Origin of the sequence: Flagellimonas pelagia, from assembly GCF_003584135.1 — a bacterium.
Lineage (GTDB): Bacteria > Bacteroidota > Bacteroidia > Flavobacteriales > Flavobacteriaceae > Flagellimonas > Flagellimonas pelagia.
The window spans coordinates 69429-87500 of record NZ_QXFI01000029.1 but is presented as its reverse complement, the minus strand read 5'-3'; the positions used below and the strand labels follow the sequence as shown (position 1 = coordinate 87500).

Annotated in this window: 9 protein-coding genes, 2 tRNA genes and 2 rRNA genes (1 of these 13 cut by a window edge); 5 read left to right on the top strand and 8 right to left on the bottom strand. The window is 44.3% G+C overall.

The genetic code is table 11. The features are described from left to right. The 5 genes from D2V05_RS12985 to D2V05_RS12965 all read right to left on the bottom strand — a co-directional run. Nucleotides 1-1634: ribosomal RNA gene (locus D2V05_RS12985) — 23S ribosomal RNA — on the bottom strand; it reaches 1186 nt to the left of the window's first position. A gap of 216 nt (nucleotides 1635-1850) precedes the next feature. Then, nucleotides 1851-1924, bottom strand: a tRNA-Ala gene (locus tag D2V05_RS12980). Nucleotides 1925-2046: 122 nt separating this feature from the next. Next, nucleotides 2047-2120 (bottom strand) — tRNA-Ile (locus D2V05_RS12975). Between the two features lie 115 nt (nucleotides 2121-2235). After that, nucleotides 2236-3753 (bottom strand): 16S ribosomal RNA (locus D2V05_RS12970). Together the 16S and 23S rRNA genes with 2 tRNA genes alongside form the textbook arrangement of a ribosomal RNA operon. Nucleotides 3754-4059: 306 nt before the next feature. Continuing rightward, nucleotides 4060-6075 (bottom strand): putative porin, encoded by a 2016-nt coding sequence (locus tag D2V05_RS12965; protein WP_183114834.1) that lies wholly within the window; start codon nucleotides 6073-6075, stop codon nucleotides 4060-4062. A 316-nt stretch (nucleotides 6076-6391) separates the two neighbouring features. Between D2V05_RS12965 and D2V05_RS12960 the strand changes: the two genes are divergently transcribed. Continuing rightward, the gene (locus tag D2V05_RS12960) at nucleotides 6392-7078 is read left to right on the top strand and encodes a hypothetical protein (RefSeq protein WP_119648069.1); all 687 of its coding nucleotides are present in this window, start codon (nucleotides 6392-6394) and stop codon (nucleotides 7076-7078) included. A 78-nt stretch (nucleotides 7079-7156) separates the two neighbouring features. Here the strand turns inward: D2V05_RS12960 and D2V05_RS12955 are convergent, their stop codons facing one another. From D2V05_RS12955 to D2V05_RS12945, 3 genes are read right to left on the bottom strand one after another with little or no spacing between them, the layout of a single operon-like run. Then, nucleotides 7157-7972 (bottom strand): hypothetical protein, encoded by an 816-nt coding sequence (locus tag D2V05_RS12955; RefSeq protein WP_147378279.1) that lies wholly within the window; start codon nucleotides 7970-7972, stop codon nucleotides 7157-7159. 18 nt (nucleotides 7973-7990) lie between these two features. Then, nucleotides 7991-9454 (bottom strand): RagB/SusD family nutrient uptake outer membrane protein, encoded by a 1464-nt coding sequence (locus D2V05_RS12950; protein ID WP_119648067.1) that lies wholly within the window; start codon nucleotides 9452-9454, stop codon nucleotides 7991-7993. A 13-nt stretch (nucleotides 9455-9467) separates the two neighbouring features. Further along, nucleotides 9468-12512, bottom strand: a complete 3045-nt coding sequence (locus tag D2V05_RS12945; protein ID WP_119648066.1) for a SusC/RagA family TonB-linked outer membrane protein — start codon at nucleotides 12510-12512, stop codon at nucleotides 9468-9470. A 232-nt stretch (nucleotides 12513-12744) separates the two neighbouring features. Here D2V05_RS12945 and D2V05_RS12940 point away from each other — a divergent pair, with 232 nt between their 5' ends. The 4 genes from D2V05_RS12940 (at nucleotide 12745) to D2V05_RS12925 (ending at nucleotide 17971) form a co-directional block, all read left to right on the top strand. Next, nucleotides 12745-13341, top strand: coding sequence for a ribonuclease HII (locus D2V05_RS12940; RefSeq protein ID WP_119648065.1), 597 nt, complete (start codon nucleotides 12745-12747; stop codon nucleotides 13339-13341). A gap of 29 nt (nucleotides 13342-13370) precedes the next feature. Then, entirely contained in the window at nucleotides 13371-15827 is a 2457-nt protein-coding gene (locus D2V05_RS12935) for a ribonuclease HII (RefSeq protein ID WP_119648064.1), read from the top strand. A 119-nt stretch (nucleotides 15828-15946) separates the two neighbouring features. After that, entirely contained in the window at nucleotides 15947-17263 is a 1317-nt protein-coding gene (locus D2V05_RS12930) for an OmpA family protein (protein ID WP_119648063.1), read from the top strand. Nucleotides 17264-17278: 15 nt separating this feature from the next. Then, complete coding sequence (locus tag D2V05_RS12925; protein WP_119648062.1) at nucleotides 17279-17971, top strand: TapB family protein; 693 nt, start codon at nucleotides 17279-17281, stop codon at nucleotides 17969-17971. The last annotated feature ends 101 nt before the right edge of the window (nucleotides 17972-18072 follow it).

Here is an 18072-nt window from a genome sequence, read left to right as displayed (position 1 = left end):
AACCATGAATCTCTCGAGCGCCTTAGAATTCTCATCCCGACCACCTGTGTCGGTTTACGGTACGGGCCGCAATGCTCGCTTTTCTTGGAGGCGCCTCCGCTGGATTATCACCGCGGCCGTGGCCTTGGTGTACTATCCCCGAAGGTTCAACGTGCTATTCCGTCAGCACGCACCAACTATGGCGCCCCGTCACTTTTGTCGCATTGCGGGTAGCGGAATATTAACCGCTTGTCCATCCACTGCCCCTTCCGGGTTCGTGTTAGGTCCCGACTGACCCCCGGCTGATTAGCATGGCCGGGGAAACCTTGGTCTTTCGGCGTGCGGGTTTCTCGCCCGCATTATCGTTACTTATGCCTACATTTTCGTTTCCGTACGCTCCACGGGACCTCGCAGGCCCGCTTCAACGCAGAACGGAATGCTCCCCTACCACTCCTTGGAGTCCATAGCTTCGGTAATGTGCTTATGCCCGATCATTATCCATGCGGGACCGCTCGACCAGTGAGCTGTTACGCACTCTTTAAATGGATGGCTGCTTCCAAGCCAACATCCTGGCTGTCAATGCAGTCCCACCGCGTTTTGTCAACTTAGCACATATTTGGGGACCTTAGCTGATGGTCCGGGTTCTTTCCCTCTCGGACATGGACCTTAGCACCCATGCCCTCACTGCCCTGAAACATTATATAGCATTCGGAGTTTGTCAGGAATTGGTAGGCGGTGAAGCCCCCGCATCCAATCAGTAGCTCTACCTCTATATAACTATCAGGACGCTGCACCTAAATGCATTTCGGGGAGTACGAGCTATTTCCGAGCTTGATTGGCCTTTCACCCCTACCCACAGGTCATCCCAAGACTTTTCAACGTCAACGGGTTCGGTCCTCCACTATGTGTTACCACAGCTTCAACCTGCCCATGGGTAGATCGCACGGTTTCGCGTCTACTACTACCGACTAGAGCGCCCTGTTCAGACTCGCTTTCGCTGCGGCTGCGCACCATAAGTGCTTAACCTTGCCGGTAAAAGTAACTCGTAGGCTCATTATGCAAAAGGCACGCCGTCATCCCGTAAACGGGACTCCGACCGCTTGTAGGCGTATGGTTTCAGGGTCTTTTTCACTCCGTTGTTCACGGTTCTTTTCACCTTTCCCTCACGGTACTGGTTCACTATCGGTCTCCCAGGAGTATTTAGCCTTGGCGGATGGTCCCGCCGGATTCACACAGGGTTTCACGTGCCCCGCGCTACTCAGGATACCACTATCTTTAACGCTCCTTGCCTGTACCGGGCTATCACCGTCTACGGCCCCTCTTTCCAAAGGGTTCCAGTTCGTCGCGCAAAGAACATCGTGGTCCTACAACCCCAACATTGCCGAGACAACGTTGGTTTGGGCTGTTCCGATTTCGCTCGCCACTACTCTCGGAATCACTCTTGTTTTCTCTTCCTCCGCCTACTTAGATGTTTCAGTTCAGCGGGTTCGCCCACCTTGCGGTGTGACAGGCCTTCAACCTGCCGGGTTGCCCCATTCGGACACCCACGGATCAAAGCTCATGTGCAGCTCCCCGTGGATTTTCGCAGCTTATCGCGTCCTTCGTCGCCTCTGAGAGCCTAGGCATCCCCCATACGCCCTTCTTTTGCTTGTCGCACCCGTACCAAGTACGGATGCCCTCTCGTAATCCTTATATATTCTATTCTACTTCGTGTTTCTTCTTTTGACTTCGCCATGATGAACCTAATCATCACGCTCCGTCCCAATATGTCAATGAACTTTTGTGCCAAACTTGATTTGGCATCCCTCCGGGAAATTACCGACCTTGATCGGTGTCGCCCCTTCGGGATCCCCGCATCCGCGGGGAAAATGTGGAGAATAAGGGAGTCGAACCCTTGACCTCCTGCGTGCAAGGCAGGCGCTCTAGCCAGCTGAGCTAATTCCCCAGTCTAGTTGATTGTTGTTCGTTGTTCGTTGATCGTAATTTCCATCAACCATCAACCAAGAACCAACAACTGGTGTCTCAACTTCCAGAATTTCCTTTCAATACTCAATGAACCTTTCATCGTAGTCTCAGGCAGACTCGAACTGCCGACCTCTACATTATCAGTGTAGCGCTCTAACCAGCTGAGCTATGAGACTGTCTTGGCCTAAAAATTTGCCAGTATATCAAAAAACACATTGTAAAACGACAGCATAAAGGTAAAGGACCACCTCGTGCGGGGCCCGAACAACCTCCGGGCGTCTCTTTCTCTAGAAAGGAGGTGTTCCAGCCGCACCTTCCGGTACGGCTACCTTGTTACGACTTAGCCCTAGTTACCGATTTTGCCCTAGGCCGCTCCTTGCGGTGACGGACTTCAGGCACTCCCGGCTTCCATGGCTTGACGGGCGGTGTGTACAAGGCCCGGGAACGTATTCACCGGATCATGGCTGATATCCGATTACTAGCGATTCCAGCTTCACGGGGTCGAGTTGCAGACCCCGATCCGAACTGTGACCGGTTTTATAGATCCGCGCCCCCTTGCGGGGTGGCTTCCCTCTGTACCGGCCATTGTAGCACGTGTGTGGCCCAGGACGTAAGGGCCGTGATGATTTGACGTCGTCCCCACCTTCCTCACGGTTTGCACCGGCAGTCCCGTTAGAGTCCCCATCTTTACATGCTGGCAACTAACGGCAGGGGTTGCGCTCGTTATAGGACTTAACCTGACACCTCACGGCACGAGCTGACGACAACCATGCAGCACCTTGCAGGCAGTCCGAAGAAAGGGATGTCTCCACCCCATGCAGCCTGCATTTAAGCCCTGGTAAGGTTCCTCGCGTATCATCGAATTAAACCACATGCTCCACCGCTTGTGCGGGCCCCCGTCAATTCCTTTGAGTTTCATTCTTGCGAACGTACTCCCCAGGTGGGATACTTATCACTTTCGCTTGGCCACGGAGCACGAATGCCCCACAGCTAGTATCCATCGTTTACGGCGTGGACTACCGGGGTATCTAATCCCGTTCGCTACCCACGCTTTCGTCCATCAGCGTCAGTACATGGTTGGTCACCTGCCTTCGCGATCGGTGTTCTATGTGATATCTATGCATTTCACCGCTACACCACATGTTCCGGCAACCCCACCATGACTCAAGACCTGCAGTATCAAAGGCAATTTTATGGTTGAGCCACAAACTTTCACCCCTGACTTACAGGCCCGCCTACGGACCCTTTAAACCCAATGATTCCGGATAACGCTCGGACCCTCCGTATTACCGCGGCTGCTGGCACGGAGTTAGCCGGTCCTTATTCTTACGGTACCGTCAGCCACCTACACGTAGGTGGGTTTCTTCCCGTATAAAAGCAGTTTACAACCCATAGGGCCGTCATCCTGCACGCGGCATGGCTGGATCAGTCTTCCGACCATTGTCCAATATTCCTCACTGCTGCCTCCCGTAGGAGTCTGGTCCGTGTCTCAGTACCAGTGTGGGGGATCCCCCTCTCAGGGCCCCTAACCATCGTTGCCTTGGTAAGCCGTTACCTCACCAACCAGCTAATGGTACGCATGGCCATCCCTGTCCGATAAATCTTTAATCCACATATCATGCGATACATGGATACCATGGGGCATTAATCCAAGTTTCCCTGGGCTATTCCCCTGACAGGGGCAGGTTCCATACGCGTTCCGCACCCGTGCGCCGGTCTCAAGGGTGCAAGCACCCTCTACCCCTCGACTTGCATGTGTTAGGCCTGCCGCTAGCGTTCATCCTGAGCCAGGATCAAACTCTTCATTGTATTTCCTTGAATGTCTGTCCGACACCCGGAAATATCCGGGCCCCCGCATCAAAATGGTTCTTATTCTCTTTACGCTGTCGTTACAATATGCATATGAACTTCTTCTTGTTTTTCCCGAAAAAAAAATCGGCCATCCCGACCAATCCCCCTCTCGAAAACGCCCTGCCTCATCAGCTAAGCGGGTGCAAATATAAGAACGTTATTCCGACTCCACAAAATGTTTTCGGATATTTTTTTTGAAAAAAAAACATCAAAATCTTAACCGCTTGTTTTTCAATATCCATTCAAAAAAAATTCCCGAAAAAATTATGAGAAAAAATTCCAAACGAGTCCAAACCTAATCACAAAATCGCGATAAGGATAGTTCGGCGCCGAGTAGTAATTGGGCTGTGAAAAGATGGAATTTAAATGTTCCGCCTTAAAATAAATCCGTGTTTGTCTCACTTTGGCATTGATAAAAACATCCAACAAGGGATATCCGCCCAATTCTTCATTGTTCTGAATGTAGAATTCCCCCAGCAATGGGTTGTAGGCATTCATATTATAAGACGTAAAATATTTAAAGGTTACACCTGTCTGCAAGAACATGGCTTTTTTGAATACATCACTTGAAAAGTATAGCGTATTCCTAGTGACCACTTGCGGTAAATTAAGCACTTGGTTGTCCTGGGTAACATCCTGATACATTACGGTATTCATGAGGGCCCATTTACGCCATTTCAGTTCCTTTGTATATTTTACCTTTAAATGATTGATCGTTGACGACTCTTGGAAAGGCTTCACAAATGCTGTTTCCTGTGCATTGTCTATCTGCTCCTGGGTGGCCGTGGAAGCGAAATAGGTATAATTGTCAATGGCACTATATTCGGCTTCCAATAGTCCCAACCATTTGGAGTCGAATCCGAATTTGATGTTCTGGGTCCTTATGTTTTCAAAAGTGTCATTGTTCTGCCAATTAAAGTTCCTGTAATCACTTTGGTAGAGCAGGTAGTTAAAATCCGGCATGCGGGAAGATGCGTGTATGGCCCCTATAACCGTATTGCTTTCATTGAGCCTATAACTTGCCATGGCATCAAAATTGTTACCGGTAAGGTCCCCTGAAACGGTATAGTTGATGTTTCCCTTGAGGGAAAGGGGACCGATCTTATTGTAATAGGATCCTCCAACGGAAATTTCTTCCCCTTGCAACCTATTCTGGATGGTACCTTCTTCGGTAATCAAAATACTATTGAAATAGTAATCGTAATTGAACAGGCTCACATTCCCCGTTAATCGCCCCAAAGTCCTATTGGAAAACTCAATACTCCCTTTATTGAACATGGTCTTCAATCGGGCCCTATCTTCTATGGGCACCAAAAATGGGTCTTCCCCTAAAGCATCGTTCTGTTTCAATTGCTCAAAGTCGTACATTTTGGTCTCATAACTGAATTCATGACCAATAGCCAACGAAGTGGGATCTAGATCCGTGGAATCCTTTTTATGGTTGACCAATTTAAAGCGTTGATCCAAAAAATAACGTTTCCCTAAGATTCTATTACCAGCATTGGTGTACAAGAGGTCTATTTTGGCCCTATCCTGAAAATCTCCCGTCACATCGTCCTCAAATTGACTTCTGTCTTCCAACCCACCACTTTCTTCATCTTCCAGTTCCTGTGCAGCGATATGACCGCGGATGTCATACCTTCCATTTTCGGTAACATAATTGAAGGTTACCCGAAACTTTCCGTCCTGAGCTTGTTCGTACCTATATTTTCCCAATGACCTAAATCCGGTATAGGCAACAGAAGCATTGAACCTCCTTGATAGGTTGAACGTAAGCAGGGCATCCAAAAACTGACCCTGTTCCATGGTAGTCTTGAACATAAGTTCTGTCATCGGGGTGGGCACATTGTAATATTTGATATCCTCTTTTTCGGCATACCCATAATTCTTTGCCGTAGCACCGATCCGTGGATAGTAGGGCACATGTGAAAAATCCTTTCCCAGTTCATTATACTGCTGCCCCATGTTGGCAAAGGGCATCAGTTCAAAATCATCCGTCCGCAAATAGTTGTACTTATATTCCTTTCGTATGGTAAGTGTGGTATCCAAATACGTGGTATCCCTGAGATACGAAACAATCTTGTAATTCTTTACAGTAATGGAATCGTTTTTTTTAAATCCTCTTAGTGAAGAATTTTTTCTCAATGTATCACTGGACATTGAAACATTCCTTGAGAGCACCCCAGTATCAACAGACTTTCTAGATGGTGGGACCGAATCCTGTTGCGCAAAAATGGCATTGCCAAGAAAAAAGAGTAGTACAAAAAATAAAAATCTCATTCCACAGTTTTGGTCTGGCAAAGGTAAAAAGTTTTGTTTCTAAAGAAATGTGAATTTTAATTGGCACTGAAACGATAGGCGATAAATAAACGAATGTCCCCGAACCTTATATCAAAATACCAAACCTTACCTGCAAAAGCCATGGATAGGGCTCATCAAGAATCAATATTAAACCACTCGTTAGCAGAACTGATCCAGGTAGATGTAATTTTAGGATAACATTAAGAAGACTATAACAATGAACCTCAGGTAAAAATTGCTTATTGCGAGATAATTTGCTTTCATGAACAATCAATAAAATCAAGGACTTAAAAGAATGAATTACAAACTAAATGCACTGACTTTATTAATATTTTCAACTGGATTGGCCCAAGTTAATTTCACCAATCCAGACGAAACTGCGGTGGTTTCCTATCAAACAAAGGAAATTGACCTTTCAAAGGTCAAAACGGAAGGGTCTCCCTATTTTGAGGAAGAATTCAAGCGTGGCAAAATATATATGAATGGCCAGGAAAAAATAGTGGGCAACCTACGATATAATGCTTCCAATAGTGAAATAGAATTGCAAAGGGGCAATTCTGAGTACACTTCTGTACTTAAACGGAAAAATATATCGGTAAGCATAGGAAACAAACTTTACAAATTGCTGCCATACAAGGATGACGACAATGAATCTGTAAGAACGGGGTATTTTATTGCCATGAACAACGGCAGGGCCACCTTACTCTTTAAACCTGAGAAAAAGCTAAGAAGAGGAAGGACTCCCTCCACAAGTTACGATCGGTTGGTCCCCCCTAGATACATTGACGTAAGTGCCTATTATATTCAGATTGATGAGGAACCTGCAACAAAAATTTATTTAAGAAAAAATGAATTCTACAAAATCCTTGGAAAGGATAAAGTGCAGGATTTTGTAAAAACAAACAATTTAAAATTGAACCATGTGGATGATGCCATAAAACTGATGGATTATTACAACGAAAATATCATTTCCAAGCTTTAGTTATGAAACACGGAAAAATTAAAAAGGCACCTGTTTTATTACAGGTGCCTTTTTATTTTCATGAGTAAGATTCTGCAATTACTGTCCGACCATAACTATGTCTACGGTAAAACCTCCTGAGAACAGTGCTTGTGTTAAAGTTATTTCAAACCTATCACCACATGCAGTATAGGTACCACTGCCTCCAGTTCCCCATGAATCATCTCCTACGAAGTCGACCGTAAAGTCATCATTCACAGTAATAGTCCCGGAATAAAGGTATAGTCCTTCATAGCTTGCACTTCCTGTAGCCCAAGCCACAAAGCTTGGTCCCCAAGAAGACTCAATCGTAAATTGATTATCAGTTCCTGGAACCGGAACCAAATCAACACTATGAGATGGAGCCTCTTCATCAAATGCATAAACATTTACAGCATATTTAGAAGAATACACAGTAGGACAATCGTTATCCGTGATTACTATGTCCCTAGATGTTGCTACCAATCCTTGACCTGCTATTCCAATAGGCAGATCCGAACTAGTTGATAACTCAATAGTAATTTCAACATCACCGTCAGCATCTAGATTATCCAATGGTTGAACAAGGATATCAGCAGAAAACTCTCCGGCCGGAATCTCAACAGTCCCATTTGAAGGGGTAACTGTAAATCTAGAATCATCCGAAGATGTTACGGTAAAATTTACCGTAACACCATTTGGATTGGTCCCATCATTACCCAACAAAACTGTTGTTACAATCGGACTTGAACTATTCTCAGGGATTGAACCAGTTGTAGAGTTCAACTGCACATACCCTTCACCAAAGTCAATGGTAGGATCCTCGTTCTTTTCACAAGACGTGACCAAAAGAAACCCCACAAAAAGGATTCCCAATGTTCTGAATATATTTTTCATTTTATATGTCATTATCTGTTAGTAGTTAGGGTTCTGAACCATGTTAGGGTTAGCATTGATCTCTGCTGTTGGGATAGGGAACTGGAACCTGTAATCACCAGCAGGCAAGGTCAACACTTCCGCTGGGGTACCTGTTCCATCCTGCAAATCTCCGTTATTGGAACGAACCATGGACTCCCCTCTACGTTTAATATCGAAAAACCTGTGGCCCTCAAAACAAAGCTCAACCCTTCTTTCATATTGGATTGCATCTTCCAAGGCTTGTCCGCTTTCACCTCCCGTGAAGGAGCTGTAACGCTTGGCCCTCAAAAGATCCAAGGTTGCCAGTGCATTTCCTGGCTGGTTCAATTCGAACTGGGCTTCGGCCTTGTTCAACAATACCTCAGCCGCCCTAAGCACTTTGATGTCTACCCTGCCATTAACCTGACCGGTCTCACCCAAGAACTTTCTAATGGCATTATAGCTGTTTCCTTGATTGGTAGCATCATACTGGATCACTTCCCTTCTCAAATCATTGGCATCCAAATTATTGAAGAAATCATACTCAACGGCATACTCCAAAACGGTGTTAGGAGGAGTCGTTTGACTATATAGTACCCCCACATTATTGAATCCAGATTCTGACGAAGTATTTACGGACCATTCCATGATGACACCATCATTATCGGTATCTTCATAAACATCCAACAAGGCACCGGCCTCATTGGCATCTACCACAGCTGTGGTCACCTCATTGGCGGCATTGATCACTTTTTGGTATTCACCATTGTATAGATAAACCCTTGAAAGCATACCATATACGGCATCCCTATCCAAGCGACCTTCTCCATTGCTATCCGCAATCAACTGACTTGCAGCCTCCAAGTCTCCGATAATCTCGGCATAGTTACTAGCCACAGTCTCCCTTGCAGGTTGTGCAAAGGGATCACCTGTATCGCCATCCTCTACCTTAACGTAAACAATACCCGGAGAATCGTTGGCATCAGCACTCTGGGTAGGTATCTTCCCAAAAATCCTGACCAAATCGAAATGTGCAATGGCACGAGCGGCCAAAGCCTGACCCAAAATATTATCTTTCTCAGGTCCATCCGTCAAATTGTCAATTTGACCAATAATCAAGTTGGCTGCATTAACCGCCTCATAAGCCTCGCTCCAATAAAGTGAAATGGCACCACCTGTGTTCGGGTTATACCTAAAATCATAGTATACCTCATTGGATCTACGACCTGTTTGGGCAAGGACCACGTTATCAGAAAGGATATCCGGGATACCCTGTAATCCTGAACCAGGACTTGAATAATAGTTCCAAAACTGGCTGTAAATCCCATCAACCCCATTCTGGAAGCTGGAAACACTATTAAAAAATGTTTCGGGGTTACCTTCGGTAAAAGGCTGCAAATCGTTCAGTTCATCATCACACGACACCAACAAAGTAGCTGACGTGAACAATAACAAACCATATGTATATAACTTATTTTTCATATCAATTTCTTTTTTAAAATCCTATTTCTACTCCAAAGGTGTATGATCTGGTCTGTGGATAGCTGAACAACGAAAATGCTCCAGGAATGAATCCTTGGCTACCAGCGGCGGAACTTTCGTTGGATCCAATACCAATTTCAGGATCTCCGTTATATTCGGTAATGGTGAAAAGATTCTGACCAGTGGCAAAGAACCTAACGGCATCCAAACCGGTACCATCCAAAAACTTGTTAGGTAAACTGTAGTCAAATGTCAGGGTCCTTAATCTGATATAGTCACCTCTCTCCAACCATCTATCACTATCTTGGTCCGCGGTACCTTGGTACAATGGACTTGGCAGTACATTGGTGTCTCCTGGTTGTTTCCAGTAATTGAATGCTTCCACTCGTTGGTTGCTGTCAATGTTCCCAATTGAAATACCCGATTGTCTCTGGAAGTTAAGGATGTAGTTGCCTCCTTTACCTACAAAATCCGCTCTAAGTCCAAAACCATGCCATCTCACAGAAGTAAAGAATCCTCCTTCAATATTGGCATATGGTGATTTACCTTTTAAAATAGTATTAAAGCTGGCACTGTACTCATTGGTAATGTTACCATCCAAATCATAGTACAAAGGCTCTCCGTTTGCAGGGTTAACACCGGCATACTTCACTGTGTAGAATGAGTTGATTTCCTCACCTTCACTCAAGATATTGTAGCCGAATGTCCCGTTGATGATATCCTCTCCATTAACAAGTGATACCACTTTATTGTCCATAAATGCAACGTTACCCCCAACTCTCCAGATGAAGTCCTTACCTCTTATCACATCTGCATTCAAAGAAACCTCCAAACCACTGTTCTCGATCTCTCCAATGTTGGCCACGATGGAATTATCCTCATCACCTACTGTTTGGGACAAAGGTTGGTTCAACAAGAGGTCTTTGGAGTTCTTTTTATAATAATCCACAACCCCGCTGATTCTGTTGTTGAACAATCCAAATTCAACACCTACGTCCAAAATAGCTTGGGACTCCCATTGGATTTCTGGGTTACCCACCCCGATCGGAATTGCCGTTGTGTTACCATTATAGGTCCCAAACTGTAAAAGGTCCAAGTAGTTAAAATCCCCAATGTTCTGGTTACCGGAAGTACCATATGAAGCCCTAAGCTTAAGGTCGTTCACGAAAGAGCCTTCCATGAAAGATTCTTTGGCTATGTTCCATGCGGCACTACCACTATAGAAATATCCATACTTGTTGTCTGGTCCAAACCTTGAAGAACCATCCCTTCTGACGGATGCGGAAAGGATGTACTTGCTATCATAGTCATAATCTAGGAAAAGTCCTTGAGAGAACAATATCCTCCTAGCTTCGCTTGAACCCGCACTTGTCGCTTCAGCAGCAACATCCTGATATGGTATTTCTGGAGAAGGGAACCCTCTGCTACTGGCAAAAAGATCCGTATAAATATTCTCGTTATATTCCAACAAAAAGCTGGCAGAGAAGTTATGGTACTCACCATAGGTGTCAGAATACGTGAAAAGGTTGTTCACGTTGTATTGCAATGTATTGGCAAAATTGTCCGTCTGAGTTCCCGGAAAATTGGCATCCCCTACAATACTATTCAATACACCACCAGCTATTGATCGAGCAGTCCTGTTGTATCTATTGTTTGTGGCACCCACAGAAAACCTGTTCGAGAATTTATCGGAAAACTTCATGTCTGCGGACAAGCTCCCTGTAATCAAGAAGTTTCTATTGTCTTCTGGCTCTGTTTGCAAAGCCAATGCAATTGGGAAACCGGAGGTTGTTGGATTATACACCGGATCTCCTTGGTCATCGGTCACAATTCCACCGTTCGCATCTCTTAAATATAATGGGTCCCAAGGGTTGTAATCGTACATAGCCCTGAATGGGTTTTGCACATTGTTCCTATCCCTAGGAAGATCCGTAGTGCTTCTTGACAAGGATATGTTCGCACCTATGTTCAACCAATCCTTTGCTTGATAAGAAGTATTTAAACGGGCGGTAATCCTTTCAAAACCATCAATTCTATCAATAATACCTGTGTTCTTGTCATATCCCAATGACAAGAAATAGGTAAGTCTTTCATCACCTCCAGAAACGGACAGGGAGTTTGATTGTATTTGCGACTTTCTCAGCAATTCCTCTTCCCAATTGGTATCCAAAGAAATCAGTCTCCTTCTTTCTGCATCATCGGCAGTCGCCCCAGGAAGAGATTGAGCTGCATTCACTCCCAATTCGGCAAATTGTCTTTCCAATTCTAACTTTTGAGATGTGTTCATCAAATCGAAAGGATCTGGAATCTTTTCTCCAAAACCATATGAAGACCTGAAGGTTATTCTTGCATCTCCCGATTTACCTTTTTTGGTAGTAATCAAAACAACACCGTTTGCACCACGAGAACCATATTTGGATACTGTGGCAGCATCTTTTAGAATGGAAAAAGATTCAATGTCATTTGGGTTCAAATTGTTGATGAAATCAGAATTGACAGGAATTCCGTCCACAACATATAATGGTGTTGTACTGGCATTAATGGACCCCACACCCCTAATGGTAACAAAAGCCGTTTGACCTGGTCTACCATTGGCAGCGGTTACCTGAACACCGGCAGCTTGACCCTGTAGTATGTTATCAACACTGGTTGAAGGAACAAAGGCTTCAATTTTTTCAGTGGAAACGGTTGAAATTGCAGAAGTTGACAGCTCTCTTGATCTTGAGCCATAACCGGTGACCACAACTTCGGCCAATGCTTGGGCGTCCTCTTCCATCTGAACATTGATGGTATTAGATGCACCCACGGTGCTCTCAACCGTCTTCTGACCGATATAGCTATAACGCAACACCTGCCCAACGGAAGCTGAAATGGTATAATTACCATCAAAATCGGTTTGGGTCCCATTTGTCGTTCCAACAATAACAATGGAAACCCCAGGTAATGGCAAACCTTGTTGATCTGTTACATTACCTGAAATGGTTTTCTCTTGTGCAAAAGAGAAAGACATGCATAACACCAACAAAGGCACCAGCATGTACAGAAATTTAGTTCTCATGTACTACTTTTTTTGAATTAGCAAGGCTAAAAATCTAGATAAAAAGTTGAGAAACAAAAAAATTAACAAGCGACGAATGGCCTAAATTAACAGTCCGTTAGGTTAAGTTTTGTTAACTTTAACATCTATTAAAAATGTAACCTTCTGATTATGTTTTATGTAAGAAATTATTTCACATTTATTTAACTTAAAATTCAATTTTAACAGCCTGTGTGTTAAATTTTTAACCCCTATGTTAAAGTCTTGTTATCGGGACATTTTTGAGGCTGGAACGGACGAAGCGGGCCGTGGATGCCTCGCTGGCCCAGTTACCGCTGCCGCCATCATACTGCCTGAAGGTTTCGAAAATCCTATCTTGAATGACTCCAAGCAGTTATCCGAAACCAAAAGGGATTTTCTTAGACCAATCCTTGAAAAAGAATCTATTGCCTTTGGCGTCTGCCATGTTTTCCAAGATGAAATTGACGAAATCAACATCTTGAACGCCTCCATTCTGGCCATGCATCGTGCCTTGGATTCCATGACACAGCCTCCTAATTTTATATTGGTTGACGGCAATCGTTTTAAACCTTATCTGAACATCGACCATGAATGCATTGTAAAAGGTGATTCAAAATACATGAGCATAGCCGCAGCATCTGTATTGGCCAAAACCCATAGGGACGAGTACATGGCAAAAATCCATGAGGAGTTTCCCATGTATAACTGGAAAAAGAACAAGGGATACCCCACCAAGGAGCACCGGGAGGCCATTAAACAATACGGTTTGACCAAATACCACAGAAAAAGCTTTAGGCAACTCCCCGAACAATTGACACTGGATATTTAAAAATCCTAACTTTGTTTCAAACTTCAACAATGAGATACAAGATCCTGTTCTGTTTGCTCACCCTTTTAATTGTATCGTGTACCAAAGAGGTAAAGACCAAGGCCACCTTATTGGACCAACTGCCACCCAACCCCTCACTCATTGTTAAGATCAACAACCTCACCAATTTTAAAAGCGAGTTGAAAAACAACACCTTTTTGGAAAAAATGAAGGGGCTTTCCAATCTAAAGGATGTCCTTAATAAGCTGAATGGGCTTGAATCCCTTTCAACGGAATCCATTTGTTTGTTGGCCCTTTACGAGGTTGGAAAGGACAACTACGACTTTGTTCTGATCGCCAAAAAATCCCCAGGTCTTTTCAATGTGGAAGATATCGCCAATAAGACGGTTGAAACCTTGACCTATCAGAATGCCCAAATTACCAAGTACAGTTTGGATGATATTTCCGTGTTCAGTCTATCCCGGGAAAAAGAAATCGTTTTTAGCTCGTCCAATCTGCTTGTGGAAAACATGGTCCGTACTAAAGAGGCCAATCCCATAGATCCCACTTTAAAGAAATTGTACGAAGCTTCTTCCGGAAACAAATCGGCCTCTTTGTTCATCAATCTGGCAACCACGCCATCTGTGCTATCCATGACCAAAGAGCTTAACGAAAACCCAAGTCCTCTGGCCGAATGGGTTTCCCTCGATTTTACCGCGAATTCCGACCAGGTCAGCCTCACAGGCATCGCCATGACACCTGATTCCACCAAAAATTTCATCAACCTGTTCAAGGGCACTTCCCCGTTGACCAACAAGACTCCACTATTTTCACCTCTTAACGCCCAAGCCATTGTCTCGTATACTTTTGATGATTATCAAGTTTTCGCCAAGAACCAAAACACCTATTTGGATAGGATAAAACCCGTGGACACTCTATTCAACACCATAGAAGAGATTGGGGTCATGTATCTGAACAACCAAAAAGCCGTGCTCTTGAGTTCTTATGGCACCGAAAGTCTTTACAATTATATGGATGCCAATAAAACGGGTGCTGAAACCTACCAAGGAAGCGAAATCATGGAACTCCCCGACAAGAAATTCATAGAAAACAGTTTTACGCCTTTGGTTCGTGACTTTGCATCCAACTATTGTACTATTCTGGAAAACAGCTTTATCTATGCACAGGATAAAGAAACACTCCAGACCATCATCAGCAACTATAAAAGCACATCATCCTTTGCCAATGCACCCGTATATAAGACTGCGAAGGCTCCACTGGCGAGTGAGTCCAGTGTACTTTTTGTCTCCGACGCCTCGGGCATCGATTATTTTGCGGAGAAAGACCTTGCCCCGGAAGTGTTCGAGTCCATTAAAAAAGTTGACTTGGATGAACACAGCTTTGCATCGCAATTGGTAGCAGACAGTGATTTTGCACATTTCAATATTTTGGTTTCCAAAATTGGAAAAACACAGGAAAGCAATACGGTTACCCCACTCTTTACCTTGGAATTGGACACCGACTTGGCCATAGACCCACAATTTGTAACCAATCACAGGACCAACAAGAAAGAAATTGTGGTGCAGGACCGCAACAATGTTCTGTATCTTATCTCCACAGATGGAAAAGTGTTATGGACCAAACAACTAGAAGGCAGGATCCAACCCCCTATCCAACAGGTGGACATTTACAAAAATGGAAGGTTACAGTTGGCTTTTTGCACGAACGACCAATTTATGATCGTGGATCGGAACGGTGAGGACGTACCTCCTTTCAAGATTGATTTTGAGGGTGGCAACCTCAATCCCTTGGCCATTTTTGATTACGAAGGCAAAAAAGATTACCGTTTTGTGATCACACAAGGCCGCAAGGTGTTCATGTACAACAACCAGGCAAAGATTGTGGGCGGATTCAAGTTCACCGAGGCTCCGAGCAACATTTTAGGGGTTCCCCAGCATTTTAGGGTGGCCAATAAGGACTATCTAGTCTTCAAACTGGAGGACAATACCCTTAAAATATTGCACAGAACCGGAAGCGACCGAATCAAGGTGGCCGAAAAAATCGATTTTTCAAACAATGAGGTCTTCCTATATAAGAACAAATTCTCCGTGACCAACAAAACAGGTGTGCTCCATCAAATAGATACCAAGGGGAAATTGACGGCCACCAATTTTAACATGAACAAAGATCATGGCATGTATGCCACGAGCAACACCTTGGTTTTCATGGACGACAATATTCTGACCATAAAAGGCAGAAAAGTGGAACTGGATCTTGGGGTCTACACCAAGCCCAAGATTTTTTATATCTACGACAAAATCTATGTAAGTGTAACCGATATCCAGAACCAAAAAATCTATCTTTTTGACAGTCAAGCCAAACCTATTTCCAATTTCCCGGTATTTGGAAGCTCCTTGATCGACCTTACCGACATGGACAACGACAAAAATTTGGAATTGGTGGCCAAGGATCAGGATAATTCCTTGATTGTGTACAAGATGAATTGACCTTCGTTTACGACCTATACAATTCTTTGAGCAGGCCATACATTTTCGGTTAGTAGGAATACATTGTTTTGATAGTTTCGATAGCATTGCTTTTTCGATACAAACCAAAACACACTAAAATGAAAACCTCCAACAAACTATTCTATTGTTTGACCCTATTCTTGCTTATCGGTTCCGGGACGCAGGCGCAGTTTCTTAAAAAACTGGCCAAAAAAGCCCAAAATGCGGCGGAGCGCACCGTGGAACAACGGGTGGACAAAGAAGCTTCCAAAAAGACCGATCAGGCCCTAGACAGTATTTTGGAACCAGGCTCCGGCCAAGGACAGGCACCCAACACCAATAAAAATACCGGAAACAACAATCCTGGCTCCGATGAAGCACCTGTGGCAGGAACTAAAGTTTCCGCAGGCCCCAAAACCTTGGAAGTATACAGCAAGTTTGATTTTGTTCCAGGTGACAAACCCCTTTATTACGATGATTTCAACCAGGATTTTATCGGTGATTTCCCTGCAAAATGGAACACCAATGGCTCTGGTGAGGTAGTCAATCTGGAAGGTTCATCCGACAAATGGTATGCCATTGCCAACAAGAGCCTGACCATACCCAACCTACCTCGAAAACTGCCGGAAGATTATACAGTGGAATTTGACCTTAAGGCAACCAACCTGAGCCGGAATACCAGTTCCTTGGCCACCTTAGAAATCTATCTTTCCGAAACCCCAAACTTGACTACTAGTGAAAGTAACGTGATGGCAACCTTAAATTTCTGTCAGTACATTGCGGTGGGAGTGAAAGTTGACAATGATTTTGACAAGGATCCCTCCCCCATTACCAATACCCTGCAACGTGATCTGCGAGAGGTATTCCAAGACATCGTACACGTTTCTATTGCCGTGAACAAGAACCGCTACCGCCTTTGGCTCAACGAGACCAAGATTGTGGATCTCCCTCAATTTGTGGTAAGACCCGAACTGATCAACTATCTCAAGTTTAAAGTCAATGGGGTTGACGAACAAGGGAATGGAGAGCGATTGCTGATCAGCAATCTTAAAATTAATGAGGGTGGTGTAGACCTTCGTCGAAAGTTATTGGCGGAAGGAAAAATCTCCACCAATGGCATTCTATTTAATTCGGGATCGGCTACCATTTTGCCCCAATCCATGGGTATCATCCGTCAGATTTCACAAGTGCTTCAACAGGATGCGGCCATCAAATTAAAAATCGTGGGGCATACCGATGCCGATGGTTCGGATGAAAACAACCTGAAACTTTCCAAAGATCGGGCCGAAGCCGTTAAAAATAGCTTGGTCTCTGTATATGGTATTGGTGCGGACCGATTGGTTTCCGAAGGAAAAGGGGAAAGCGAGCCTGTGGGCGACAATAGCACGCCAGAAGGCAAATCGCAGAACCGCCGAGTGGAATTCATTAAACTATAACCAAGACACTATATCATGAAATCGAAATTTTTATTTATCCTGACCACCTTTTTTGCCCTGAACCTATCCTTTGGTCAAACCTCTTGCAGTCAATATTATCCCATGGTAGATGGTGCCAATTTTGAGTACACCAGTTACGACAAAAAAGGCAATGAGGAAGGAAAGATCAATTATAAGGTCACCAACGTAAATGGATCTGGGGACAACATTTCCGCCACCATGGTGATGGACATCGCCGACAAAAAGGGCAACACCTATTCTTCGGAATACAACATTACTTGTGATGGCAATGCCGTAAAGGTCGATTTTAAATCGTTGATGAACGAACAGATGTTAAACCAACTTGGCCAAATGGAAGTCGATATAACCGGAACGGATGTGGAATGGCCCAACAATTTGAGTATAGGACAGGCTCTTCCCGACGGCAACGTAAACGTGAAAATGAAAATGGGCGGAGCCATCAACATGAACATGAACGTGGAGACCATTAACCGCAAAGTAGAAAAAAAGGAAAGCGTGACCACACCAGCGGGCACTTTTGACTGTTATGTGATCTACAGTGAAACGAAAACCAAAATGATGATGAACAACCAGACCTCACCTTCACGTGTATGGTTGGCCGAAGGTGTGGGCATGATAAAACAAGAATCCTACAACAAAAGCGGCAAACTGATGGCCAGCTCCATGTTAACGCAGTTCAGCAAATAATTTTATCTCATAAGCAAAACAAAAAACCGAGGCAATGCCTCGGTTTTTTTATATTTGGCACATCGGGATTTTAAAGGTTTGCTCAAATGGCATTATGGGTT